Source organism: Pedobacter sp. AC190, assembly GCF_979258025.1.
In genome coordinates this window covers 1,884,615-1,910,204 of sequence record NZ_OZ409824.1, presented here as the reverse complement: position 1 = coordinate 1,910,204, position 25,590 = coordinate 1,884,615, and the positions used below count along the sequence as shown (strand labels likewise).

The window sequence follows — 25,590 nt, the reverse complement described above, 5'->3', positions numbered from 1 at the left end:
TTTGATTACTTTTTTACAAGAATTTAAGCTTCTAATTCCCGATCCAAATGTTCCGTAACTCTTTGGATTGTATTATCAATCGTGTTACTTAAAATGGTTAAATACGAGCCTTTCTTAGCAGTTTCAATTGCAATCTGCAAGCATTCAGTACTTTTATTGTTAATGATAATCTCTTTGTTCGGGTCTACTTCCGTAATTCCTTTTACCAATAAATCTACCAGTTCTTGTTGTTGGCGACCGCGTAAATATTTCTCCTGGCAAATATAAATTTTATCAAACATTTGTGCCGAAATTCTAGCCGTTTCCATAATGTCTTCATCTCGTCTATCGCCAGTTGCCGAAATAATACCAACGTGTTCAGTTGCTTCAATACTTTGTAAATAAGCTTTAATTCCATTAAAGCCATCAGGATTATGAGCAAAATCGACTAATACTTTAAATTCTTTAAACCTGAAAATATTCATCCTTCCTGGCGTATGCGCTGCCGACGGAATAAAAGTTTCGAGCGATAAGCGGATATCTTCTGGTTTGTAACCCCATAAATAGGTAGCCAAAGTTGCAGCTAAAACATTCTGAATCATAAAGTTTACGGAGCCACCAAAAGTTAGTGGAATATGCGTTGCTTTATCAACTCTTAATTTCCAATCGCCTGTTTTGATTGTGATAAAGCCATTTTCATAAATAGCTGCAATACCACCTTTTCTGCAATGTTCCTTAATTACAGGATTATTTTCATCCATACTGAAGTAAGCAACATTACAACGGGCATCTCGTGCAATTTTAACGCAATAACCATTGTCGGCGTTTAATACAGCCCAACCTTTACGGCGCACAGCTCCAATAACTACAGCTTTTACTCTGGTTAAATCATCAAGATTATGAATATCAGAAATACCTAAATGGTCTTCCTGAATGTTGGTCACCACGCCAATATCGCAAGCGTTAAAGCCTAGGCCTGCCCTTAAAATGCCTCCTCTGGCTGTCTCCAAAACAGCAAACTCTACTGTTGGATCTTTTAAAATAAATTCTGCGCTTACGGGGCCAGTTGTATCGCCTTTCATCAACATGGTGTTATGAACGTAAACGCCATCGCTGGTAGTAAAACCAACACGCTTACCATTGCTGCGGATAATATGTGCAATTAAGCGGGTTGTTGTAGTTTTGCCATTTGTTCCCGTTACCGCAATAATTGGAATTTGTGATAATCTGCCTTGCGGATAAAGCATATCTACAACCGACGCTGCAACATTTCGAGGTAAGCCTTCGCTTGGTGCCAAATGCATTCTGAAACCAGGTGCAGCGTTAACCTCCAAAACAACACCACCATTTTCGGTAAGAGGTTGAGTAAGGTTTTGGGCCATGATATCAATTCCGCAAATATCCAATCCAATTACTCTGGAAATCCTTTCGCAAATAAAAATATTTTGGGGGTGAACAATATCGGTTACATCAATTGATGTTCCACCTGTACTTAAGTTTGCGGTAGATTTTAGGTAAACGATTTCGCCCTTTTCAGGAATCGTTTCCAATGTATATTCTTTTTTGGCTAGTAAATCTAACGTGTCTCTATCAACCGAGATTTCGGTAAGTACATTTTCATGCCCATAACCACGACGCGGATCTTCATTTTCTTTATCAATTAATTCCTGAATGCTGTGAATTCCATTTCCTCTTACATGGGCAGGATCGCGTTGCGCTGCTGCAACAACTTTATGGTCGATTACTAATATTCGAAAATCAAAGCCAGTAATAAACTTTTCAATAATAACCCTTCGAGAATAAGTCTTTGCATATTCAAAAGCTGCTTTTGCAGCCTCCATAGTTTTAACATTAATGGTTGCACCTTTACCGTGATTGCCATCCAAAGGCTTAAAAACTAATGGAAACCCAACTTTATTTACCGAAGCTTCTAACTCATCTGGATTTGAAATGGTAACACCCGATGCCACAGGAATTGCCGCTTCCGTTAATAAGCGTTTGGTTTCTTCTTTATTACTTGCAATATCAACAGCAATACTGCTTGTTTTTTCCGTCATGGTAGCTCTAAAACGAACCTGGTTTTTACCATAACCCAACTGCACTAACGAACTTTTATTAAGCCTAATCCACGGAATATTTCTGCTAACCGCTTCCTGCACAATTGAACCTGTACTTGGGCCAAGGGCTTCGAGTTCGCGGATTTCTTTCATCCTGCGGATATCGTGTTCTAAATCGTACTCTACATTATCAATTAAAGCTTGTGCAATTTTTACAGCTGCTTCTGCCGCATAAACACCTACCTTTTCTTCCAGATAACTAAAAACAACGTTATATATTCCTTCAGTTTTAGTTTGGCGGGTACGGCCAAAACCAGTTTCCATTCCAGCAATAGTTTGAATTTCTAACGCAATATGCTCTATTACGTGCCCCATCCAGGTTCCTTCTTTTACGCGAGTAAAAAATCCCCCTTCAACACCCTTCGAACAACGATGGCTAAACATACTGGGAAGCAATTTCTCAATTCGCTCACTAAATCCCTCAATTGTGTTTGTTGGTCTTTGCTCTAATTCCTCCAAATCTAGTCGCATTTGAATTAATTTTTTGCGACTTATTGACCAAATATTCGGCCCTCTTAGTACTTGTATGTTTGATATCTTCATGTAATGCTTTGTCGTTTTTTGTTAAACAAGGAATTGGGATTGCCTTTTTAGTTCAAATTTTGATAATGAAATTGATGATTGTAAATTATGCATTTATTTTGAAAGTAGATGCTGCAAATACCTAAATCAAATATTTGATATAATTGTTTTATTTTCAGTATGAAGAGTAGCGAATTTTGACAGAATTATTTTAACGTTTGTTAATAAAGTGAATATTATTGACAAAAAAAGTCGTGTTTTTTATCATAAGCTGATATATTTGAGTTTTTTGATACAATAATAATACACAACAAATGGTTCCGAAAGGTAAACTCATCATTATTGGTGGTGCAATAAACACAGGCAGCTTTGCAGAAACGCAATTTGGATTGCCCGAAAACATGAATTTCTTTGAACGTGGGATTTTAAAAAGAATTACAACCGAATCGATAAAAGATATAGAATCACGTTTTGAAATTATCACTACGGCTTCTTTAATGCCTGAAAAAGTAGGTGAAGAGTATATTAAAGCCTATGCACAATTAGATGTTCATAATGTTGGTGTATTAAACATTGCAAATCGCGAAGATTCAAATTCGGAAGAAAATTGTGAGCGTATTAAAGCTGCCGACGTAATTATTTTTACAGGCGGAGATCAGCTACGCTTATCTTCAATTTTTGGTGGCACGAAAATCCATCAAATCCTTTTAGAAAAATATAAAAATGAATCTGTAGTAATTGCAGGAACTTCGGCTGGCGCAGCAGCAAGTTCTAAAAATATGATTTATCAGGGCAGCAGTAAAGATGCTTTACTTAAGGGCGAAGTTAAAATTACTGGTGGATTAGGGTTTATTGACGATGTAATTGTTGATACACACTTTGTTCAACGCGGAAGAATTGGCCGTTTATTATACGCAGCAGCAAGCAACCCAGGTATATTAGGTATTGGTTTAGGCGAAGATACAGGTTTATTTATCTCAGATGGGCACATAATGGAGGCGATTGGCTCTGGAATGGTTATTTTGGTTGATGGCCGCCAGATGGCTGATACAAACTTAACTGATGTTGAAATGGGGCAACCTGTATCGATAAAAAATATGGTGGTACATGTAATGTGCGATGGCGATGTTTATGATTTAACTGATCACAGTTTAGTTATTCACCATCCAAAAGTTATTCCAGCTGGGTAAGGCTTAAGTATAAAATTGATAGTAAGGCGAACAACGCATTATGTTTCTATTCTTGATGTTGAAATCGCAATACTTAACCACTATATTTTGATGCCTATTATTCACGCCTCGATCCTAACAAAATGAAATTAATTATACACGGTGGCTTTTTTAGTGAATCATCCACCAACCAGGAAACAAAAAAAGCCAAACAAGATGCATTAGCACATATTGTTACGCTTGGTCACGAATATTTAAAAACCCATACTGCCCTCGAAACGGTTGTTTATACGGTTGCTTTGTTAGAAGATGACGAACTGTTTAATGCTGGTATTGGTTCTCAAATTCAAAGCGATGGTAAAGTGAGATTAAGTGCCGCTTTAATGGATGGTAGAACAGAGCAATTTAGTGGTGTAATCAATCTGGAAGATGTTAAAAATCCTATTGAAATTGCCAAAGAACTATTAAAGTATGATGATCGTGTTTTAAGTGGTGAAGGCGCTCAGAGTTTTGCCCGTAAAAACGGATTTGATTATATTAGTCCAATTACTCCTCAACGTCAATCAGAGTACGAAGCGAAATTAAATCAACAAAATAATAAAGGAACTGTTGGCTGTGTCGCTTTAGATCACGATGGTAATCTTGCTGCTGCAACCTCTACTGGAGGAAAAGGCTTCGAAATTCCTTGTCGCGTTAGCGATTCTGCAACGGTAGCGGGTAACTACGCCAACCAATATGCTGGCATCTCTTGTACAGGTGTTGGCGAAGATATAGTAAGTGGCGCTTTAGCTGCAAAAATTGTAACCAGGGTAACTGACGGTTTTAATTTGAAAGATGCTTCTGATAAATCGTTTAATGAACTTAAAGCATTCGATGGCTTTGCTGGAGTAGTTGGAATCACTGCAAAAGGCGAAGTTTACCATTGTGATTCGCATCCATATATGGTTTGGGCCGCTTTTGATGTTAATTTACAGGTATTTAGCTAAAAATTGAATTAAAGTATTATTTTTGTTGCATGACTAAAATGGTTATGGCTTTTTTAAGCCTTTTTGCCTCTTTACAACTTTACGCACAAAATATAGATAAATCGGATAACCAGGAGCCTGGATTAGGTGGCAGCGCCATAAATATTGCGGTTTCTAAGTATGATTTGGCTGAAGGAAATAACTACTTTGAAGATGCAGAAGACCTAGAGAAAAAAGGTGATTTTAGTGAGGCTTTAACTCTATTTGGAAAAGCGGCTTTTGAATTTAATGCTGTAAAAAACTTTAATCTTTATTGCCAGGCGCTCATTAAAATGAGCAATATGCATTATCAGTTAGGTCGTTTTAGTGATGCAGAACAGATACTGTTGAATGTAGTTTTAAAAAATTACTCTAAAATGGGTAGTAGAGTTGGGCAAATGAATACCTATAATATTTTAGGTAAAGTTTATTTAGCCAACAACAAATACACACAATCTATGTGGTTTTACACACAACAAGGTATTCTAGCTAAGCAACTAAAAAGTAATACTTCATACATTGAATCTGTTTTAGGCCTTGTGCAGGTAAAAATTAAGAAGAAAGATTTTATACTCGCATCAAAAGATTTAAATCAAGCAGAACTTTTAGCTAGCTCAATCAAAAGCAATCAGTATAAAGCACAAATAAAAGATGCACGCGATGTTATCGCAAGCAAACTCTCTTCAAAGAAATAGTAAAACCTTCAATGTATTATAATTCACATTGAAGTTTAACTGATTTACGCTATTGCAAATTAATTTAACACTATTTAACATAGCCATAATTAGAGTGTAATCTTACACCCAAATTCCTACTTAAAGTCTTCATTTTAAAACAAAAAGCTTACAATATCGTTATTTTCGAAGATTGATAAATAAAAAGCTTTTAGTTAGATTTGATACGTTTTAAAAAGAGACGGTAATAAAGCTGTCTCTTTTTTGTTTATTTGAGAAAATGGTATCATATTGGCTATATAGAATTAGAAATGGATTTTAAATTATTTAAAGAGATGTTGAAGAGAATATTTTTTGTACTTTTTACCGCTGCAGTACTAGCTTGCCAAGCGGCTCCTAAAACACAGCCTGTTGTTGATGGTGTTACCAATGTTAAACCAGATGAACAGCAGCAATTGGTTATTAGAGAAGTTGTTAACTTAATAGAAAGCTACAATTACAAGAAGCTGGAAATAAATGATTCCATTTCTTCACTAATTCTAGATAAGTATATCAAATCTTTAGATCAGGGTAAAAATTACTTTTTAGCCTCTGATATTAAAGAATTTGAAAAATACAGATATTCTTTGGATGATGATTTCAAAAACGGCGATTTAAGTGCTCCATTTTATATCTATAATGTTTATGCAAAACGCCTAAACGAATATTTCTCTTATTCTCTAGCTCAAATTAAAAACAAATACGATTTTAATCAAACTGATTCTTACACTTATGATAGAGAGAAAATGCCATGGGCAGCTTCTATTACCGCTTTAAATGATACCTGGAAAAAACGTGTTAAGTACGAATTAATTAATCTGAATTTAGCGGGAACAGCAGCAGGTAAAAATGTAGAAACATTAACGAAGCGCTATCAAAATCTTCAATCGCAAACTGCTAAAACAAATAATCAAGATGTATTCCAAATTTTAATGGATGCATTTACAGAATCGATTGATCCACATACAAATTACTTTAACCCAGTAAATGCGGTTGCTTTCAACGAAGATATGTCTCGCTCTTTCGAAGGTATTGGTGCTCGTTTACAATTGGAAAACGAAGTTGTAAAAATTTCGGAAATTATTGCTGGCGGACCAGCTTTTAAAGATAAGCAATTAAGTCCTGGTGATAGAATTATTGCTGTAGCCCAAGGCGATGGCGAGTTTGTTGATGTTGTTGGCTGGAGATTAGATGCAACTGTAGCTAAAATAAAAGGCGCTAAAGGAACGAAAGTTCGTTTAAAGGTAATTCCTTCGGGCAAAGAAATGTCCTCTAAACCGTTAATCATATCATTAGTTCGCGATAAAATAGTTTTGGAAGAAACTTCTGCAAAAAAGAAAGTTAAAACCATAAATCAAAACGGTAAAGAATACAAAATGGGTATTATTACTTTACCTGCTTTCTATGCTGATTTTAAAGCTGCTAACGCTGGCGATAAAAACTACAAAAGCACAACCCGCGACGTTAGAAAACTAATCGACTCCTTAAAAACATTTGATAAAGTTGATGGAATTATAATGGATTTACGCGGTAACGGTGGTGGTTCTTTGGTTGAAGCTATTTCGTTAACAGGTTTGTTTATCGATAAAGGTCCTGTTGTACAGGTTAAAGATTTACGTAATAAAATTGAAGTTGATGAGGATGAAAACTCGGGCGTTGCTTGGGATGGCCCTTTCGGCGTAATGGTTGACCGTTTAAGTGCTTCAGCTTCTGAAATTTTTGCAGGTGCAATTCAGGATTATGGACGCGGTATTATTATGGGTAGCCAAACTTACGGTAAAGGAACGGTTCAATCATCTATCGATTTAAATAAGTTGGTTAATCCAAGTATGCTTCAAAGAATGGCTGCTATAGTAACTAAAAATAAAACAACAGGAACAGCTCCATCAGCTACAACTGCTGCCGATATTAACCTGGGTCAGATTAACCTGACTATGGCTAAATTCTATAGAGTAGCGGGAAGTAGTACTCAGCATAAAGGTGTAACACCAGATGTTGTATTCCCATCGGTATATCCAATGGATAAAATTGGTGAAGATACAGAACCGTCTGCTTTGCCTTGGGATGTTATTCCAAGCTCGAACTTTAAAATGGTTGCGAATTTAACACCAGTTAAACCAAATCTGATTAAAAACAGCGAACAACGTATTGCTAATTCTTTGGATTTTAAATATCTGAAAGAAGATATTGCAGAAATGAAGAAACGTGATACGGAAGTATCGGTTACACTGAATGAAGCTAAGCTTAAGGCAGAACGCGAAGCACAAGAAATTAAATCTTTAGCCCGTGTTAACGAATTAAGAACAGCAAGAGGCTTACCTACAATTAAAAAAGGCGATAAAGCAACTAAACAAGATGCTTTCGACTTTATTGAAGATGAATCTTTACATGTGATGGGCGATTTCATGCAGCAATCTGGCAACTACGTTATGAACCTTGGTTTAATGCCAAAGAATAACTAATCAGAGCATAATATAAAAGTAAAGCCGCTTAAGTGTAAACTTAAGCGGCTTTTTTATGTTTAATGATTAGAATAGAAATTATTTATTCAATGGCGAATTTGGCTCGTTTTGTCTGTTCATTTGCATCGCCATCATTTCTTTCATCGTTTTATTCATCCCTTCGGTACTACCATCTAAAAAGATAATATTTCCTTCGCCATATTCTGCAAATTGTTTAATTGCTTCTGTCCACATAGTGAAAAGAATAACCGATGTATCTAAGTTGGCTTGTTGCATTTCATGTGCAGCATTAGTCATACCCTTTGCCACCTCTTCTCTAAACAAAGCAATACCCTGACCGCGAAGTTGCGCCGCTTCACGTTCTGCCATAGCTGCAATCTTAATTGCATTACCATCAGCTTCTGCACCCTTTGTTTTGGTAATTAATAAAGCCTGTCCTTCGTTTTCAGCAGCTGCTTTTAAGTTATTAGAAGCTACCACACGGCTCATTGAGCGCATAATCTCTTCATCAAAGGTAATGTCGTTTAACTGTAAATCCTGTAAGTGATAACCCCATCCATCTAAAACCTGATCGATTTGTTCCTTGACATGAAGTACAATTTCGTTGCGCTGAGCCAAAACATTAGCTTGCTTTTGTGTTGCAACATAAGCACGAATCGAACCTTCAATAGTTCTGATTAAGGCCTGCATTAAATTGGTTGCATCAACAAATTTAAAGGCAACATTTTTAATGGTTTCCTCATCCTGATTAACAACAGAGTACAAAAGCATCGCTTTGAAATAAACGTTAGCCTGATCTTGTGTAACAGCCTGAAAAGATAATTCTACAGAACGATTCTGAATCGAAATGCGTGAATAAATTTGCTCAATTAACGGGATTTTAAAGTTTAATCCTGGTCTTAACTGTCGCTGATATTTTCCAAAAACAGTAATTACAGCGATGGTTCCTTGTTTTACAGTTACGAACGAACTTAAAAGGATTATAACCCCGAAGATAATTAGAATGTAAATTGCGTATTGCATAATTAGATTTTTTTGATGAAGTTATAAAAAAAATCATACAAACTACATCCTCCTTTTTGTAGCTTTACTTAACTAACTAATTTTAACCATATGAAAAAAAGTATATTTCTTCCAGCGGCAGCTTTACTATTTTTAGCTGCTTGCCAGAATGATAAAAGCCATCAGGTTACTGAGGCAGACCAACGCACTATGTTTTTTGATACAGCTGGAATGGATACAACTGTAAAGCCAGGTGATAATTTTTTCCTTTATGCGAATGGAAAATGGATAAAAAATACTGAAATTCCGAAAACGGAAACTGGTTGGGGTTCATTTTATACTTTGTATAACGATAACCTTAAAAATTTAAAAGGTATTTTAGAAAATGCTGCTAAAGGAAATGCCGCAAAGGGAACAGCGGAGCAAAAAGTTGGTGATTTTTATACCAGCGGAATGGATTCTGTTACCATCGAAAAATTGGGCATTGAACCAATTAAGCCTTTATTGTCGAAAATTGATGCAATTAAGAATGATAAAGATTTAATTAATTTTATTGCTGATGGTTATAAAAATGCAGAAGGCGATTTACTAGGATTTTCAGTTGAGCCAGATGATAAAATTAGTTCTAAAAATGCATTGGTATTCTCTCAGTCGGGGATTAATTTACCTGAAAGAAGTTATTACCTGGATCAGGATGATAAGGCAAAAAAGATAAGAAGTCAGTATCAAGCGTATATTTCTAAAATTTTTACACTTGCTGGCGATTCAGCTAATGGAACTAAATATGCTAGCGATATACTAAAGCTCGAAACGGCTTTAGCTCAATCGCATTTTACACCTGTAGAGCAACGCGATCCTCAAAAAAATTACAATAAGTTCGCTGTCAGCGATTTCCAAAAGCAAGTGCCTAATATCGATTTCAAGTCAGTTTTAAGCAAATTAGGTGCTAGTGTAGATACTATAATTGTTCGTCAGCCGAAATATTATGTCGCTTTAGGTAATCTTATAAAAACACAACCAATCGCAATCTGGAAAGAAAAGCTAAAATTCGATGCATTAAATGAGAGTGCTTATGCGCTAACACAAAAGTTTAGAGATGCAAGATTTGAGTTTTTCGATAAAACACTTTCAGGTCGCCAATCTCAAACTGAGCGTTGGAAATCGATGGTTAATAACGCAGATAATAATCTTGGCGATTTGCTAGGCCAGTTGTATTCTGAGCAGTATTTTAAACCTGAGGCTAAAAAACGTATGCTTGAATTGGTTAATAACTTACAGAAAGTGTACGAGCAACGCATTAAAAATTTAGATTGGATGAGTGCTGAAACAAAGAAAAAGGCACTTGAAAAATTAAATGCTTTCGTTAAAAAAATCGGTTATACTGATAAATGGAAAAAGTACGATGACGTAGAGATCGCTAAAAATACCTTTTTTGCAAATCTTCAATCCGCTCAAAAAAATGCCTATAAAGAAATGATGGCTAAGTTGGGTAAAGCTGTAGATAAGAGCGAGTGGTTTATGACTCCGCCAACAGTAAATGCTTACTACAATCCGGCCTATAACGAAATTGTGTTTCCTGCAGGGATTTTGCAATTCCCTTTCTTCGCCTTCAATGCTGATGATGCCATTAACTATGGTGCAATCGGTGCTGTTATCGGACATGAAATGACTCATGGTTTTGATGATCAAGGTCGTCAATACGATGCTGTTGGGAATTTAAAAGAATGGTGGACTAAAGACGACGCTGCTAAGTTTAAAACTAAAGCAGATAAGGTAGAGCAGTTTTACAGCAAATTTGCGCTTCTTGATAACCAGCACGTAAATGGTGCATTAACTTTAGGCGAAAACTTAGCTGATATAGGTGGTTTAAATATCGCTTTTGATGCTTTTAAGCTGACCGAACAAGGAAAAGAAAATAAAAAAATTGATGGTTTTACACCTGACCAACGCTTCTTTTTAAGTTTTGCACAAGTATGGCGGATTAAGAATAGAGATGAGCGTATGCGTATGCGTTTAAAAGCAGATCCACATAGTCCTGAAATGTTCCGTGTTAATGGGCCAGTTTACAACATGGAGGCTTTTTATAAAGCATTTAATGTTCCTGCAACAGCGAAAATGTATATCGCACCAGAAAACCGATTGGGCGTTTGGTAATCTGAAGGAGTATCAATTATTTATGTTATTTGAGCCTGGTTTCAACAATTGAAACCAGGCTTTTTTGTGCAATTAAAACAAAAGTTAAAATCAGTTGTCTTATCATAATCAATTTAAAACCTATGAATGTAAAACGCACTTTCGGAACCATATTAACCATTTTGGGGGTAATAGCCCTTATATATGCTGGTTATGGGTTTGTCAATCACAGCCAACAAACACGTGGCTTAATGGTTTATGGAATAATAGGTCTGTTATTCTTTCTTTCAGGAATTGGTTTGGTGAAAAATACTAAGGATGAAGTTTAGTTATTCAGGTAAATAATTGTCTGCTGGTAAAAAGAATATTTTAAATAATATTTATCATATTTGATTTATCCCTTATTGTTGCAATTCACTCATCCCAAAAATAATTAAAATTTAATTATGGGGAAAGAAGCGCATTACAAATTAATTACCGAAAGAATACGTTTAAGGCGTACAGAACTCGAATTTAGTCAGGAGTATATGGCTGAACAGTTAGATATCTCGCAAAATACATATTCTAGAAATGAAAGAGATATTAGAAATGTTCCCTTAAAGCGGGTACTTCAAATTGCTGTTTTATTAAAACTTGATATCCTTGAACTTTTAAAGGTGTAAGGATTTATTTCCGTTTTATAAATTTCCTTGATAAAATATAAAGGATTATTACAGCCCCGATAGCGAGCCCAAGATAAGAACCATCTTTAAAGCTTTCAGCTTTGGTAGATTGAAGTATAACAAGAATCATTATTGTTTTTTCTTGTGTTTGATAATTTGAAACTGGCTAAAAGCAACTAAACAGCCCGCTATTATAATAATTCCAGCCGATAATAAGTTTTTCGGATTTTGGTTAATGTAGTAAGCGGCCATTAACACCAAAAATGCTGCTGCAATACCAATTATATAATGAAGTATTAATCCCTTTTTCATTTGTTAAAATTTTATCTTCAATCGTGCTAACTAGAATTTAAAAACCAAAGATTCTGAAATAAATTAAGATAGATGTAATAGAAGATTAATCTTTCAAAGTAATTTTATTATTCTCGAATTTTAACTGATGACCAATAAAATCTTCATCTGTGAGTTGTTTTATCCTTTTAAAAGCAGCAAAGCTATCATCAACTGTTAATCGGCTTATTTTATCCTGCTTAATTGAAACCACGTTTGCAGATAGAAAATCGCCTTTGCCATTTACTTTAAGCTGAAGTAAAGGTGCAATTCCATTATTACCTTTTAGGCTAAACATCCCATAAGTGCAAAAATTCCCCAGGCTATAAGCAATAAATTTATTCTTGTAAACTTCAACTGCACGGGTTACATGAGGTCCATGGCCTAAAACTACATCAGCCCCTGCATCTATAACTGCGTGAGCAAAAGCATAAACGTTGCCACGATTTTCTTTGTAAAAAATCTCATTCTTACGTTTTACGTGCTCAAATCTTGCTCCTTCGCCGCCGCCATGAAAAGAAACAATTACTAAATCTGCCATCGTTTTTAATCGGGCAACAAGCGCCTTTGCACTATCAATTTTGTTAATCGACACCGTATTTTCATTTGGTGCAAATGCACAAAATGCATACTTCACGCTATCTTTTTCAAAAATCTCGAAAGGTTTATTGAGTTGTCCTGCATAATGAATTTGCAGAGAATCTAAAATTCTGGCTGTATTTTTACGTCCTTTAGCATCAAAATCGCCAACATGGTTATTAGCAATACTTAATACGTTAAAGCCAGCTTTTTTGTAAATACCTGCATAACGTTCGGGCATGCGGAAAGCATAACAGTTGTTCGGGTTAATGCCATTACATTTATTAGAATTTCCAGAATTTAAAAAACAACCCTCTAAATTTCCAAAAACGATATCGCCATTCAGCAAGCTATCTACAGCTTCAAAACTATTTACAGCATCATCTGGTGGCAGGTTTGTTTTTGATGGAAAAGCCGATCCAAGCATAATATCGCCCACGGCAGTAATTGATATGGTATCTTTCAGTTTCCTGATTATTGTATCTTGTTTTACTACAGGAACTTTAACCTGTGCACTGTTACTGGTACAACTAATAAATACGATTATTCCAATGGAGGATAAAATTATGCTTTTTAAAAATTTCATTTAAATCTATATGGTATAAAAAAATCCTCCAAAATTTCTTCAGGAGGATTATATCTATTTAATCAATAATCGTAAATCTACAATCGTCAATTTTCTATTCAACTGTAAAATCTTTTTTAAACGATTCTAAAATACGGCCACCCTTGTAAAAATAACGGCTGTAATAAGGCTCGTTTAAATTGCTAATTACAACACCACGAGAACTAGATGCGTGTGCAAATCTATTATCGCCTAAGTAAATACCAATATGAGAAATGCTTCTGCTTTTTATCTTGAAGAAAACCAAATCACCCTCTTTTAAATCTTCTTTAGATAATGGATCAACCATGCTAAAAATATCTCTTGAGTTTCTTCTAATCGTAGTGTTGAAAACTTTATCGTAAATCGCTTTAGTAAAAGCAGAACAATCTATCCCTTTTTTTGTATTTCCACCGAAACTATAAGGGGTTCCAATCCATTCGTATACAAACTTGTATAGTTTTAAGTTAGAAGTCGCATCAACGGCAACGCCCATAACTTGAGAAAAATACTGTGATGCTAAATTGTCAGGGTCTGTTAATTCTTTGCCTGTTTCTTTTGTTTTTGTTTGCGCAAATGCGGTAGAGAGCGTGCAAATAGCGATTAGGGATGAAAACAAAAATTTTTTAATCATGTTATACAGTTATGTTTGGGTATTCACTTACACATTAACGTAAACCACATGGGCTTATTGTTGGTTGCCAAAAGTATTAATTATACAAATGTTATCCAAATGTTAGATGTTAAAAAGTGAAAGTTATTAACATTTTAACGATATCGAGCTGAAAACAGCTCTTTTTTGAATGATTTTTATCTAGAAAAGGAACTCCTGTAAAACATCAAAAAAATCTCATCTAGCGTGTTGTTAAACACTGGATTATAAAAAGATATTAAACAGGCTCAAGGTGATTCAGTTTGCGTTAATAACATGGTGCTATTTGCCAATTGCAATAATTTATAAAACTAATTTGGAGTTCTAAGTTACAACCTCCAGGCCAAATTTAACTAAGCCCGACAGCAGCAATTATACTTTTTTGTTGTAGTAATTAAAATTTCTGCAGAAATGTTACCAAAAAAGATAATGCGTATGGCGGGACTGCGTTAACCGAAAAGCATCTGCAATTGCCTTTCTGTAAATATTTATAATTAGGAGTAAAGGTGGTTTTACAGAATTAAATTTCCCGATAAATTGAATCTATAATGCGATAACTTGCGAAGTTTGAAATCTATAAAATCGGTGTTTTGACAGAAATAGGTAGGATTTAACTTATTTAATTGTAAAACAAGTGTTAAATATAATATCGGGTCAAATAACATGATGTTTTTACACTAAAAAGTGCCAAAAATTACAATAAAAAAATTAGATTTGCTGTCGCAAAAAAACAAATACCATAAAATGAGTGCAGTAGAAATAAATAAAGATACTTGGTTAAAGTGGTTCGAATCGATGTTGCTTATGCGTAAATTCGAGGAGAAAACTGGCCAGTTATACGGACAACAAAAAATACGTGGCTTTTGTCATTTATACATTGGACAAGAAGCTGTAGTTGCAGGCGCTATATCTGCAATGCAAAAAGGTGATTCTATGATTACAACCTACCGTGATCACGCTCATGCTTTAGCTTTAGGTGTAAGTGCTGATAGCATTATGGCTGAAATGTATGGTAAAGCTACAGGTTGCTCTAAAGGTAAAGGTGGTTCGATGCACATGTTTAGCAAAGAACATAACTTTTATGGTGGCCATGCAATTGTTGGAGGTCAGATTCCATTAGGTGCTGGTGTTGCTTTTGCAGAAAAATACAAAGGAACAGATAATGTTAATATTTGTTATATGGGCGATGGCGCTGTACGCCAGGGTGCATTAAACGAAACTTTTAACATGGCTATGTTGTGGAAATTGCCAGTAATTTTTGTTTGCGAAAACAATGGTTACGCAATGGGTACTTCGGTACAACGTACCACCAACATGACTGATATTTATAAAATTGGTTTAGGTTTTGATATGCCATGTGCGCCAGTTGATGGTATGGACCCAGTTGCGGTACATAATGCAATGGATGAAGCGATTCAACGTGCTCGTAAAGGCGAAGGACCAACTTTCTTAGAAATGAGAACTTACCGTTACCGCGGTCACTCAATGTCTGATCCAGCTAAATATCGTACTAAAGAAGAATTAGAAGATTACAAAGCAAAAGATCCAGTAGAGCACGCAAGAGAAACTATTCTTAAAGAAAAGTATGCTGATGAAGCTTGGATTGAAGAAGTAGAAACTAAAGTTAAGGCAATTGTAGATCAGGCTGTAAAATTTGCAGAAGAGTCTCCTTGGCCAGATGCATCGGAGTTATACAAAGATGTATATAAGACTGAGAACTACCCTTACGTAATGGACTAATTTTATAAAAGATTTCAATTAATTAGATATAATGGCTGATGTAATTAAAATGCCCAAAATGAGCGACACCATGACCGAAGGGGTTTTGGCGAAGTGGCACAAAAAAGTAGGCGATAAAGTGAAAAGCGGCGATGTTTTAGCAGAAGTAGAAACTGATAAAGCAACAATGGATATGGAATCTTATTGGGATGGCGTTCTTTTATACGTAGGTGTGGAAGAAGGAACAGCTGTACCAGTTGATGCTATTATGGCCGTTATTGGTAAAGAAGGCGAAGATTACAAAGCAGCATTAGAAGCTGAAAAAGGTGCTGAAGCTCCAAAGGCTGAAAGCACTGATGCGCCTAAGGCTGAAGATAAAAAAGAAGAAGCTGCACCTGCACAAGGTGGTGGTTTAAGCGAAGAAGAATTAGCTTCAAAAGGTGTTACGGTTATACGCATGCCTTTGTTAAGCGATACGATGACTGAAGGCGTTATTGCTGAATGGCATAAAAAAGTTGGCGATAAAGTTAAAGATGATGATGTTTTAGCTGATGTAGAAACCGATAAGGCAACTATGGAAGTTATGGGTTATGCAACTGGAACTTTATTACACATCGGTGTAGAAAAAGGTTCGGCAGCTAAAGTAAACGGCATTATTGCTATTGTTGGTCCAGAAGGAACTGACGTTAGTGGTATTTTAGCGGGGGGAGCTCAAAGCTCAAAGCCTAAGGCTGAAAGCGAAGAAAAAACTGAAGCTCCGAAAGAGGAAAAGCAAGCTACAACTGCTGATGCAGGTTCATCTGCTCCTGTAGCAGAAAGCTCATCATCATCTGATAGCCGCGTAAAAGCATCTCCTTTGGCTAAAAAAATAGCTAAAGATAAAGGGATCGATTTATCGCAAGTTGCAGGTAGTGCAGAAGGTGGTCGTATCATTAAAAAAGATATTGAAAACTATAAACCAGCTGCTGCGCAAGCAGAAAGTGGAAAGCCTAAAGCTGAAAGCACTGGTAGCCCAGCTGCCGCCCCAGTTATCCCAACTTTTGTTGGTGAAGTGAAATTTACTGAGCAACCTGTTTCGCAAATGCGTAAAGTAATTGCAAAACGTTTAGCTGAAAGTTTATTTAGTGCTCCACATTTCTACTTAACGGTAAGTATTGATATGGACAACGCAATGGCCGCTCGTACAGCAATCAATGCAGTTGCTCCTGTTAAGGTTTCATTTAATGATTTAGTAATAAAAGCAGTTGCTGTTGCATTGAAAAAACACCCAGCTGTTAACTCATCATGGGGTGGCGATAAAATCCGTTTCAATGAGCATACTAACATTGGTGTTGCTATGGCTGTTGAAGATGGTTTATTAGTACCTGTTGTGCGTTTTGCTGATGGTAAATCTTTATCCCACATCTCTGCTGAGGTAAAAGATTTCGGTGGTAAAGCAAAAGCTAAAAAATTACAGCCTGCAGATTGGGAAGGTTCTACTTTCACCGTTTCTAACTTAGGTATGTTTGGTATTGATGAGTTTACATCAATTATTAACTCTCCTGATGGTGCAATTTTATCAGTAGGTGCAATTCAAGCTGTTCCTGTAGTTAAAAATGGTGCTGTTGTACCTGGTAACGTTATGAAATTGACTTTAGGTTGCGATCACCGCGTTGTTGATGGTGCAACTGGAGCACAATTCTTACAAACGTTAAAAGGTTTATTAGAAGAGCCAATTAGATTATTAGCATAGTATGAGTTATCCTGAACTGGCTTGCGTTGAGCCATGCTGAAGGATTTTTAATAATATTTAAGCCATTTCTGAAAAGAAATGGCTTTTTTAGTTTAACAGTTATCCTAAATAAAATCTCCCGAAGATTTACGCCGAATTCGCAGAGAAAATCGAATTTGAAAAGCTTAAATATTAACTTTAGTTGCTGATGAATAAAATATTTGAGAATCATTGATCTGCGTGAAAATTAATTAGTAACATAAAAAAAGCCAGCAGTTATTCACGAGGGCACTGAAAAAGTAGACTCAAAATGGTCTATAAAAAGATTAGCGGATGAGTAGGTCATAAGATCTCCATCCGCTTTTTGTTTTTTGAGTGTTTTTATATTTTTTACTGATTCCAATTCATCAAGTTCTCTCGAGGAATTTCAGTGTTTTATAGCCCTTTTTGGCATGTTTTTTTTGGTAATAATGATCCCGTTTTAGAATTTTAGTATTCTTTTTAGATTTACTACGAATATCGTAAGTGCACCTTGCATTCTCATGTTTTCAAGGCCATAGGAATTTGCTCTGTCATATCCATGCACATTTTTCAATTCACTATTTTTCGCCTCAATTTTATATCTGTGTTTTGACTTTTCCCTGAAGTACTCGCTTTGTTGGAACATCTCCTGCTCTTTGTGCTCATCTGGTTTTATTGCAACCGAGTACGTCCTGCTTTTGGCTTCTGCTTTGTAGCAGCCATCCTTTAGCGGGCATACTTTGCATTTTTCGATATCGAAATAATAGGTCATAACCTGATTGCTCTTATCTACCTTTTTGCCCTGCACCCGTTTATACATGGCCAGGTGCCCTGCAGGGCATACGAACATATCAGCGTCTTTGTTGTAATCAAACTTTTCTTCCTCTTTTCTAGTACCATGAGTAATAGCAGGGTTCATCCTGGCAACGATCTTAATCTTATTTCCGTTCAAATCCTTAAGCTTGAGGTTGTTCTTGCCGGCATAGGCTGCATCACCTATGATAGTATCAACCTCCATTCCGTTGGCCTGTGTCTGGTTCAATAATTTTGGCAGCTCAGGACCATCGCCTTTCTCCCCGGAGGTAACAACAGCGGCCGTTATGATACGTTCCTCTGTCATTGCCAAATGAGTTTTGTAACCAAAAAAACTGCTGTCAGCTGTTTTATGACCAACCTTGGCATCCATATCTTTGGATATCACATAACTCTCCCGGGTATCTTCCACTGTTTCCTTTAAGAGGTTTAGCTTCTCTTTCACAGCAGGGATTTCACTTAATGCTTCATCAGACTCGATAAGTTTTTGTAACTCCTTGCAGTATTCTATTTCTTTAAGGATATCATTTGAATCATTTTTCTCAGGCATCTGCCCCTTGAAGTCATCATCCATTAGATACACTGCTTTTCGAAGCAGTTTCGAGCGTTGCCTGAGCACTTCAATAGGTGAATATGGATTGGATCTGGAAAGTGAATGCGTCGCATCGACAATGATGGACCTGGATTTAATAATGCCTTTTTCCAAGGCCAGGGAAACAGTTTTGCCAATTAGAAGGTTTAAAAGATCCATATCCTTAAGGCGGAGCTTTCTGAACTTGGTCAATGAGCTTGAATTGATCACATCTTCTTCTGGGGACATCTCCAGGAAATATTTGAAGGACATATCATAGCGGGAACGCTCTACGACATCAACATCTGAAACGGTGAATATGGTTTTCAAAAGTAGGTATTTGAACATGCGTACTGGACTCTCAGCATTACGCCCGTTGTCCGTGCAGTATCTATCCAAAAGCTCATCATATATAAAGCCAAAATCTATAAGCTCATTAATCTTGCGCAGTAAGTTCTCTTTGGGAACAATCAGGTCATAAAGCCTGGAAAACTCGCTAAACTGGATTTTTTGTTGTTGAAGAAGCATCTAAAAGCAATAATAATACACCTTTAAGATACAAAAAAAGGAGTAGAAAAACTAGTTCTCTACTCCTTTTATCCCATTTTAACAAGGGACTTTTTCAGTGCCCTCGTTATTCACTGCCAGCTTTTTGTTATTAAGGGGGACGATTTTCCTCGCTTATTTTACCAAAGTAAACGGTACATATAAACCGAAGGTGATATTTCTACCAGTATTGTAAACACCCAAATTCGGGTTTTCGTAATCAAAACGACCAGGTTTAAACCTGCTTAAAGCATCATAATATTTCTGATTTAATAAGTTGTTTCCAGAAACAGATAGTTTAATTGGTTGCTTGCCTAAATTAAAAGTTGCACCAATACCTGCGTTAAGTAAAGTATAACCGCTTGTTGGCGTTTCAAAAACATCATCAACACGTGTTTGCTTAAAGGCAGAATTAATACCTACCGATAAATAAGCATCATTAGTGCCTTTTAACTTTGGCTCAAAGCGTAATTCGTTTCTTAATGTTGCTGCTGGGATAAACGCTAAAGGTCGGTTTAAAGTACTGTTTTGCGCATGAACGTAGCCAAAAGTATTTTCGAAATGAATAAACGAAACTGGGTGAATGGTTAAACTCGCTTCGGCTCCGTAAAGGTTTGCATTAACCTGTCCGTAACGGTAAACTGGATATAAATCGCCTTCTGCCGTAATGGTTTCGCCATTATTTGAAGCATAAATAAAGTTATGTACATAATTGTTGTAAATACTTGCGCTAGCACTCACAATTTTGCCCTCATATTCTAATGCAGCATCAACCTGATAACTACGCTCAGGACTTAGGTTTGAGTTTCCAATTTCGTAACGATAAGTACCCTCATGCACACCATTCGAAGCTAATTCGGCTGGATTTGGCGCACGGAAGGCAGAACCTGCATTTGCTTTAAAATTCCACTCTTCGTTAAACTGATGTGTAAAACCTAACGCACCACTCACATTCGAAAACTTGTTTTGAAATGGAGCAAATAACTCATCGCCATCTATAAATAATTGCTTTCCATTGTTCTTGCGATAATCGTAACGAGCACCAATGCTAAAAGTGTTGTTATCCCAGTTTTTCTTTGCGAAGGCAAAAACGCCAATTCCGTAAGTATTATAATCAGGAATTAAATATTCAATTCCTTTGTTCTGGCTTTTGCCTGCATCGGCACTAATACCAAAAACAGGTTGCCATCCGTTGGTTTCGTGGATGTAATATTTTAAATCTGCATTGTACGTTTTAAGATCGAAAAATAATGACGGTTCTGGCCCATCCTCTAATTCACGACGTTGATTTTGCTGATAACCGAAATCAGCCTTTAAATTGCCGTTTCCTAAAACAAAATTATTATTTAAAGCAATTTTAAAGTGTCTGATATCCTGGCGAGGATAATCTAAATCTCTGTTTTTATAATCCGATGTAATAAACGCTTCGCCGTCTTCTTTAACAAAATTTCCATTTGCATCTAAAGTTGGTTCGTAAAAGCCAATGTTATTACGGAAACTCGATACGTTTAAGTGCGTATAACCCCAGCTTTTATTTAACCCAACCATTCCGCTTAAATCGGTTTCATTAAAACCAGAATTTGGGAAATAACCTGTTGGTGTTTTAAAGGAATAGGCGTTTTTGTAAGTTCCACGAGCTCTCCACACAAAACCATTTTCGTTACCATTTAACATTAGTGAGTTTGCAGTAAGGCCATTATTTGTAGAGTAATTGGAAATAAATTCACCTTTAACTTGCCCTTCTGGAGCGGAGCTTGGCTCCAATAAATTGATCACACCACCTAGCGCATCAGAGCCATACATTAAAGATGCTGCTCCACGTAAAACCTCAATTCTATCCGATTTAAACTGATCAATTTCAATGCCGTGTTCATCACCCCATTGCTGTCCTTGTTGCTTTATACCGTCATCTAAAGTTACAATACGGTTATACCCTAAACCTCTAATCACTGGCTTAGAAATCGATGGTCCAGTAGTAATCTGCGAAACACCAGGTATTTTAGTTAGTGCATCAATTAAATTTGTTGATGGTTGGAGAAGCTGGTCTTTACCAACCACTGCCGATGAAGCGCTGTTTCTTTTGCTTGTACTACTGATTAAACTACCCGTAATTACGACTTCTTTAGTTTCGATTGCGGTAGATTGCAATGCGAATTCTAAGCCAGCTGCGGTTGCAAAGTTTACAACTTGTGTAGCTGTTTTGTAACCAATAAAATGCACTTCAACTAAATAACTTCCTTTTGATGGAAGATTGCTTAAAGTAAATTCTCCATCGCCATTGGTAACGGCAGTTACTTTTAAATCGGGAATAAATATGGTTGCGCCAGGTAAGGTTTGCTTGTTACCAGCATCTATAACCTTACCTTTTATGTCTTTAAGCACATTTGCAAAAGCAGTTGTACTTAATAATGTATATAGAATTACGAAGCCTATAAGCTGTAATTTTTTCATGATTTGCGTGTTTTGAATAGCTAGAAATAACAAAAGCCTAGGCACAAATAGCTGCCATGCTCAAGTATCTCATAAATAAATAAAATTTAATTTAGCACAGAAAGTGCTCTAAGCTGAAAAAATTAAGCTAAAGGAGGACCGCGTAAAGATGTGCGCTTAATTTCAGTATAAAAACTTTTAAGAACAGGACTAACCTGACTAAATGTTTTTGCTGAAAGATATATTTTATAAAGATGATGTGTTTGAACGTAGTTTTTTTCGAAGCCTGCATTACAAATTAAGCAATTATCGGCGTGTGCCTGAACATGACTTAAATGTTTACAATTAACTTCTTTGGTAATAACTGGAACGGGTTGGTGATGATGTAATAGATTCCAGGGTGTTAAAGCAATTGCAAAAACCATCAGCATTAATGCTGAACATAAACGGTTAATATTTTGCCTGTGCTTTTTCAATGTTTCAAAAGTAGCGATTAGTATGCAATTATATACCTTTGCAAGGTAACATTGCTTTTATAGTGATGATAAAATGATATTTAGCATGAAATTCATTAAAAAAAACATATTCAATACTTTATTTATTGCAGTTCTTTTATTAATTGTTTTTGTACCCGATGCAAAAGCATTCTTTTTAAAAGGATTAATGGAAATCGGGTTTTATTCGCCGGAGGTTAAGGCAACAAAAATAGAAGTTGGTAACCTATCGGGCATAAAATTTAAAAATGTTAAAGGCGAATTAGTTGATTTGGGTGAATTAAAAGGTAAAGTGATTTTTTTAAATTTCTGGGCAACCTGGTGTCCACCATGCATAGCTGAAATGCCATCAATAAATAAGCTTTATACTCAGTTTAAAAACGATCCAAATGTTATTTTCATTTTTGCTGATGCCGATGGAGATTTAATTAAATCAGGTAAATTTATGACAAACAGAAAATTTGATATGCCAGTTTATAAGGTAGAAAGTGAGATCCCTGAGCAGATTTTTTCTGGTGCGTTACCAACTACTGTAATTTTTGATAAACAAGGCCGCATATCTTTTATGCATGAAGGCATCGCCAACTATTCAAACAAAAAGTTTGTTGATTTTTTGAACAAACTAAAGATTTAAGCATAATGCTAGACGTTTGTTTTATTTAACAAATTAGCACTGATTGGGTAATCTAAACCTGATATTAGCGAAAAGCCCCCGATTTTTTCTCGGGGCTTGTAGTGTTAGCAGGGCTGGTAAAACCAAAGAATTACTGCATTTGCTTTTCTAAAAATAGATTTATAAAGTTAATCTACACAAGGTAAAAAGTTAATTTATTCGTTACTTTTGCCGCTATGATTTCATTTTTCGAAGCTTCGTTAAAGCAACTTTCTATACACCATACTGGGAATAAATTACTGGAAGAATATTATAAACTATCTGATGAGCCTTTGAAAATTGAGGATGAATTATTGGGTAATTTGCTAATACAGTATTTCTTAAAGCCATTTGAGAAAGTTAACGAAGTCTATCGTTTTTACCACCCTAACGATAACTTGCAGCTGAACGAAGTTTTCCATTTTGCACACGAGATTTTTGAAAATAATGAACTTTTTCACGAGGATTCTCAACAATTAGCAAAATATCTATATGATGTAGCTAACCACCCGAAAATTAAATCTGGTGAATTGTATGTGGCTTATTTTGAAAAGGTGCAGATTGAAGGGGAGCAGTTGGATGTTATTGGTATTTTCAAGTCGGAGACTAAAGATACTTACCTAAAAGTGTACCCAGAATTGGATGGTTTTGGTGTGAGTTATGAGCAGGAGGCGATAAGCATTAATAAATTGGATAAGGGTTGTTTGATTTTTAATGTTGATCGGGAAGAGGGTTACAAAGTTGTGGTTTTGGACCAGGCGAAGAGTAGTAATGAAAGTGCTGTTTACTGGAAGGATGAGTTTTTAAAGCTAAAAATCAGAAACGATAGCTACAATCAAACCAATAATGTTTTGGGTGTTTACAAGAATTTTGTTACCCAAAAACTAGATGATGACTATGAAATAAGCAAAGCAGATAAAATTGATTTGCTTAACCGTTCGATGAAATATTTTAAGGAGAAAGAAACTTTTGATATTGAAGAATTTGGCAACGAGGTTATAGGCAATGCAGAGGGAATTGAATCTTTTAAAAATTATAAGAAAAATTACGAACAGGAATTCGAAAGTCCGATTGCCGATAATTTTGAAATAGCAGAATCGGCAGTAAAAAAACAAGCACGAGCTTACAAAAGTGTTTTAAAGCTTGATAAGAATTTTCATATTTATATTCATGGCAATAAGGATATGATTGAAAAAGGTTATGATGATGATAAATCAATGAATTTTTATAAGGTTTATTTCAGAGAGGAAGAATAATTTAATTGTTTGCGAACTGCCGATTTTATGCTAATAACTCGTTTTAAATTTTCTGTTGAGCCTTTAATGCCAGGTATTGGTTAACCACATTGATAGTTAGTTTTTGTGGGGAGGTTAGTATGGAAATTATACCGTATTTATTCAGTTCGAGTACCATTAGCTTTTTTTCGTAAATAAATTTCTCGGCAACAGTTTTATGATAAATACCTTCTACATCTTTTGCTGGTTCGGTGCTAAGACTTTTTAATTCTGTGTTTTCAAAAAATACAACAACAAGCAAATGATATTTTGAAATCCTTTTTAAGTAAGGGATTTGCCTTTGCAGCGCAGATAAACTTTCGAAGTTGGTAAAAAAAACAACCAAACTTCTTTGTTTAATTAGGTTTCTTACGGTGCTGTATAAAGCCTCCATATTACTCTCCAGGTAGCGCGTTTTTTCTTTATATAAAACCCGAATGATGTGGCCAAGCTGAGATGCTTTCCGATCGGCAGGAACTATCGAGCCTATTGTTTCGGATAGGGTAATTAAACCTGCTTTATCCTGTTTAAGCATGGCAACCTTCGATAATGCGACACTTGCATTGATCGCATAATCTAACAAGCTTAATCCTTCGAAAGGCATGCGCATTACACGCGATTTATCGACAATGCAATAAACATTTTGCGAACGTTCATCGGTATAGGTATTTACCATCAAGTCGCCTTTTCGTGCGGTTGCTTTCCAGTTTATGGTGCGAATATCGTCCCCACCAACATAATGTTTAATTTGATCGAACTCGGAGCTTTGACCAATTTTTCTGATTTTTTTTATGCCAAGCTCCGTAAGGTTACGAGAAATTGCCATTAATTCGTACTGACCTAAATTAATGAAAGAAGGATAAACGGGAAGGATTTTAGCGCCGTCGAAATTATATCTTCTATTAACGAGGCCTAACGGAGATCCAGTGTAAACTCTTATAAAACCAAAATCATATTCGCCACGTTTTGTTGGCCTTAAATTGTAGTGAATGGATTTAATATCGGCAGGTTTTAGCGATAGTCTAAAATCCTTATCGCGAAGTTGAAATTGAAAAGGAACTTCATCAATTACCCGAAGTTTAACGCTAAAACCATATTTATTTTTTATTTCAATTTGTATCGGGTTTTCATCGCCATTGCTTAATCTTTTTCCCGTTAACCGCTGCGCTTCGATGCCACTTTTATTTCGGTAAAGAATGAAAACATCCAATATTAATAAAACAAAAATAACTCCTGTAGCTATTTCGGGAATTTCGCCTAACCAGCTAAAAAAGAACTTCAAAATAAAAAGCAAAACACAACAAGCCAACGCCATAAATAAGCGGTCGGTTAAAAATAAGTTGGTATAATATTGCTGAAATATTTTTTTCAATTGTTTAATGTTTTTTATCCTCCGATAGGTTCAGGATGACAGGTTTATTATGATTTTTT

At 35.8% G+C, this 25,590-nt stretch carries 20 protein-coding genes; 11 read left to right on the top strand and 9 right to left on the bottom strand.

Features of this window, described 5'->3' with window-relative positions; translation table 11 throughout:
• Window positions 1–23 precede the first annotated feature (23 nt).
• A complete protein-coding gene (gene cphA, locus ACZZZI_RS08345; protein ID WP_463489155.1) occupies window positions 24–2,639 on the bottom strand; it encodes a cyanophycin synthetase in 2,616 nt (871 codons plus the stop codon).
• A gap of 293 nt (window positions 2,640–2,932) precedes the next feature.
• Here cphA and ACZZZI_RS08340 point away from each other — a divergent pair, with 293 nt between their 5' ends.
• From ACZZZI_RS08340 to ACZZZI_RS08325, 4 genes are all read left to right on the top strand, one after another.
• Window positions 2,933–3,808, top strand: a complete 876-nt coding sequence (locus ACZZZI_RS08340) for a cyanophycinase (RefSeq protein WP_344769741.1) — start codon at window positions 2,933–2,935, stop codon at window positions 3,806–3,808.
• A gap of 122 nt (window positions 3,809–3,930) precedes the next feature.
• A complete protein-coding gene (locus ACZZZI_RS08335; RefSeq protein ID WP_463489154.1) occupies window positions 3,931–4,773 on the top strand; it encodes an isoaspartyl peptidase/L-asparaginase in 843 nt (280 codons plus the stop codon).
• A 44-nt stretch (window positions 4,774–4,817) separates the two neighbouring features.
• Window positions 4,818–5,486, top strand: a complete 669-nt coding sequence (locus ACZZZI_RS08330; RefSeq protein ID WP_463489153.1) for a hypothetical protein — start codon at window positions 4,818–4,820, stop codon at window positions 5,484–5,486.
• Between the two features lie 290 nt (window positions 5,487–5,776).
• Complete coding sequence (locus ACZZZI_RS08325) at window positions 5,777–7,966, top strand: carboxy terminal-processing peptidase (protein ID WP_344769747.1); 2,190 nt, start codon at window positions 5,777–5,779, stop codon at window positions 7,964–7,966.
• Between the two features lie 78 nt (window positions 7,967–8,044).
• On the opposite strand, the gene ACZZZI_RS08320 is transcribed toward ACZZZI_RS08325, so the two are convergent.
• Window positions 8,045–8,989, bottom strand: a complete 945-nt coding sequence (locus ACZZZI_RS08320; protein WP_316762913.1) for an SPFH domain-containing protein — start codon at window positions 8,987–8,989, stop codon at window positions 8,045–8,047.
• A gap of 90 nt (window positions 8,990–9,079) precedes the next feature.
• Here ACZZZI_RS08320 and ACZZZI_RS08315 point away from each other — a divergent pair, with 90 nt between their 5' ends.
• From ACZZZI_RS08315 to ACZZZI_RS08305, 3 genes are all read left to right on the top strand, one after another.
• Window positions 9,080–11,122: a M13 family metallopeptidase gene (locus ACZZZI_RS08315; protein ID WP_463489152.1), complete on the top strand. Its 2,043-nt coding sequence runs from the start codon at window positions 9,080–9,082 to the stop codon at window positions 11,120–11,122.
• A gap of 122 nt (window positions 11,123–11,244) precedes the next feature.
• The gene (locus tag ACZZZI_RS08310; protein WP_316762905.1) at window positions 11,245–11,430 is read left to right on the top strand and encodes a hypothetical protein; all 186 of its coding nucleotides are present in this window, start codon (window positions 11,245–11,247) and stop codon (window positions 11,428–11,430) included.
• Between the two features lie 117 nt (window positions 11,431–11,547).
• Window positions 11,548–11,763: a helix-turn-helix domain-containing protein gene (locus tag ACZZZI_RS08305; protein WP_316762903.1), complete on the top strand. Its 216-nt coding sequence runs from the start codon at window positions 11,548–11,550 to the stop codon at window positions 11,761–11,763.
• A gap of 129 nt (window positions 11,764–11,892) precedes the next feature.
• Here ACZZZI_RS08305 and ACZZZI_RS08300 read toward each other — a convergent pair whose 3' ends face one another.
• The 3 genes from ACZZZI_RS08300 to ACZZZI_RS08290 form a co-directional block, all read right to left on the bottom strand.
• Entirely contained in the window at window positions 11,893–12,075 is a 183-nt protein-coding gene (locus ACZZZI_RS08300; RefSeq protein WP_316762899.1) for a hypothetical protein, read from the bottom strand.
• Window positions 12,076–12,160: 85 nt separating this feature from the next.
• The gene (locus ACZZZI_RS08295) at window positions 12,161–13,258 is read right to left on the bottom strand and encodes a CapA family protein (RefSeq protein WP_463489151.1); all 1,098 of its coding nucleotides are present in this window, start codon (window positions 13,256–13,258) and stop codon (window positions 12,161–12,163) included.
• A gap of 94 nt (window positions 13,259–13,352) precedes the next feature.
• Window positions 13,353–13,910, bottom strand: coding sequence for a C40 family peptidase (locus ACZZZI_RS08290; protein WP_316762894.1), 558 nt, complete (start codon window positions 13,908–13,910; stop codon window positions 13,353–13,355).
• A gap of 762 nt (window positions 13,911–14,672) precedes the next feature.
• On the opposite strand from ACZZZI_RS08290, the gene pdhA reads away from it, so the two are divergent.
• Window positions 14,673–15,668 (top strand): pyruvate dehydrogenase (acetyl-transferring) E1 component subunit alpha, encoded by a 996-nt coding sequence (gene pdhA / locus ACZZZI_RS08285; RefSeq protein WP_316762891.1) that lies wholly within the window; start codon window positions 14,673–14,675, stop codon window positions 15,666–15,668.
• A 31-nt stretch (window positions 15,669–15,699) separates the two neighbouring features.
• Window positions 15,700–17,379, top strand: a complete 1,680-nt coding sequence (locus tag ACZZZI_RS08280; protein WP_463489150.1) for a dihydrolipoamide acetyltransferase family protein — start codon at window positions 15,700–15,702, stop codon at window positions 17,377–17,379.
• 460 nt (window positions 17,380–17,839) lie between these two features.
• On the opposite strand, the gene ACZZZI_RS08275 is transcribed toward ACZZZI_RS08280, so the two are convergent.
• The 3 genes from ACZZZI_RS08275 to ACZZZI_RS08265 all read right to left on the bottom strand — a co-directional run bounded on the left by ACZZZI_RS08275 (window position 17,840) and on the right by ACZZZI_RS08265 (window position 22,215).
• Entirely contained in the window at window positions 17,840–19,291 is a 1,452-nt protein-coding gene (locus ACZZZI_RS08275) for an IS1182 family transposase (RefSeq protein ID WP_463489149.1), read from the bottom strand.
• A gap of 153 nt (window positions 19,292–19,444) precedes the next feature.
• A complete protein-coding gene (locus ACZZZI_RS08270) occupies window positions 19,445–21,760 on the bottom strand; it encodes a TonB-dependent receptor (protein WP_463489148.1) in 2,316 nt (771 codons plus the stop codon).
• A gap of 122 nt (window positions 21,761–21,882) precedes the next feature.
• Window positions 21,883–22,215: a hypothetical protein gene (locus tag ACZZZI_RS08265; protein ID WP_344769761.1), complete on the bottom strand. Its 333-nt coding sequence runs from the start codon at window positions 22,213–22,215 to the stop codon at window positions 21,883–21,885.
• Between the two features lie 85 nt (window positions 22,216–22,300).
• Here ACZZZI_RS08265 and ACZZZI_RS08260 point away from each other — a divergent pair, with 85 nt between their 5' ends.
• Together ACZZZI_RS08260 and ACZZZI_RS08255 are read left to right on the top strand one after the other, a co-directional pair.
• Window positions 22,301–22,867, top strand: a complete 567-nt coding sequence (locus ACZZZI_RS08260) for a TlpA family protein disulfide reductase (protein ID WP_463489147.1) — start codon at window positions 22,301–22,303, stop codon at window positions 22,865–22,867.
• A 215-nt stretch (window positions 22,868–23,082) separates the two neighbouring features.
• A complete protein-coding gene (locus ACZZZI_RS08255; protein ID WP_463489146.1) occupies window positions 23,083–24,141 on the top strand; it encodes a nucleoid-associated protein in 1,059 nt (352 codons plus the stop codon).
• Window positions 24,142–24,184: 43 nt separating this feature from the next.
• On the opposite strand, the gene ACZZZI_RS08250 is transcribed toward ACZZZI_RS08255, so the two are convergent.
• The gene (locus ACZZZI_RS08250) at window positions 24,185–25,531 is read right to left on the bottom strand and encodes a DUF58 domain-containing protein (protein WP_463489145.1); all 1,347 of its coding nucleotides are present in this window, start codon (window positions 25,529–25,531) and stop codon (window positions 24,185–24,187) included.
• Between the last annotated feature and the right edge of the window lie 59 nt (window positions 25,532–25,590).

What these genes read in the sequence shown, in the direction of transcription:
- ACZZZI_RS08315 (WP_463489152.1), top strand. Translation starts at nt 9,080, where the DNA reads ATGAAAAAAAGTATATTTCTTCCAGCGGCAGCTTTACTATTTTTAGCT.
- cphA (WP_463489155.1), bottom strand. Translation starts at nt 2,639, where the DNA reads ATGAAGATATCAAACATACAAGTACTAAGAGGGCCGAATATTTGGTCA.
- ACZZZI_RS08335 (WP_463489154.1), top strand. Translation starts at nt 3,931, where the DNA reads ATGAAATTAATTATACACGGTGGCTTTTTTAGTGAATCATCCACCAAC.
- ACZZZI_RS08330 (WP_463489153.1), top strand. Translation starts at nt 4,818, where the DNA reads ATGGCTTTTTTAAGCCTTTTTGCCTCTTTACAACTTTACGCACAAAAT.
- ACZZZI_RS08325 (WP_344769747.1), top strand. Translation starts at nt 5,777, where the DNA reads ATGGATTTTAAATTATTTAAAGAGATGTTGAAGAGAATATTTTTTGTA.
- ACZZZI_RS08275 (WP_463489149.1), bottom strand. Translation starts at nt 19,291, where the DNA reads ATGCTTCTTCAACAACAAAAAATCCAGTTTAGCGAGTTTTCCAGGCTT.
- ACZZZI_RS08340 (WP_344769741.1), top strand. Translation starts at nt 2,933, where the DNA reads ATGGTTCCGAAAGGTAAACTCATCATTATTGGTGGTGCAATAAACACA.
- ACZZZI_RS08305 (WP_316762903.1), top strand. Translation starts at nt 11,548, where the DNA reads ATGGGGAAAGAAGCGCATTACAAATTAATTACCGAAAGAATACGTTTA.
- ACZZZI_RS08270 (WP_463489148.1), bottom strand. Translation starts at nt 21,760, where the DNA reads ATGAAAAAATTACAGCTTATAGGCTTCGTAATTCTATATACATTATTA.
- ACZZZI_RS08300 (WP_316762899.1), bottom strand. Translation starts at nt 12,075, where the DNA reads ATGAAAAAGGGATTAATACTTCATTATATAATTGGTATTGCAGCAGCA.
- ACZZZI_RS08290 (WP_316762894.1), bottom strand. Translation starts at nt 13,910, where the DNA reads ATGATTAAAAAATTTTTGTTTTCATCCCTAATCGCTATTTGCACGCTC.
- ACZZZI_RS08260 (WP_463489147.1), top strand. Translation starts at nt 22,301, where the DNA reads ATGAAATTCATTAAAAAAAACATATTCAATACTTTATTTATTGCAGTT.
- ACZZZI_RS08255 (WP_463489146.1), top strand. Translation starts at nt 23,083, where the DNA reads ATGATTTCATTTTTCGAAGCTTCGTTAAAGCAACTTTCTATACACCAT.
- ACZZZI_RS08280 (WP_463489150.1), top strand. Translation starts at nt 15,700, where the DNA reads ATGGCTGATGTAATTAAAATGCCCAAAATGAGCGACACCATGACCGAA.
- ACZZZI_RS08320 (WP_316762913.1), bottom strand. Translation starts at nt 8,989, where the DNA reads ATGCAATACGCAATTTACATTCTAATTATCTTCGGGGTTATAATCCTT.
- ACZZZI_RS08295 (WP_463489151.1), bottom strand. Translation starts at nt 13,258, where the DNA reads ATGAAATTTTTAAAAAGCATAATTTTATCCTCCATTGGAATAATCGTA.
- ACZZZI_RS08310 (WP_316762905.1), top strand. Translation starts at nt 11,245, where the DNA reads ATGAATGTAAAACGCACTTTCGGAACCATATTAACCATTTTGGGGGTA.
- pdhA (WP_316762891.1), top strand. Translation starts at nt 14,673, where the DNA reads ATGAGTGCAGTAGAAATAAATAAAGATACTTGGTTAAAGTGGTTCGAA.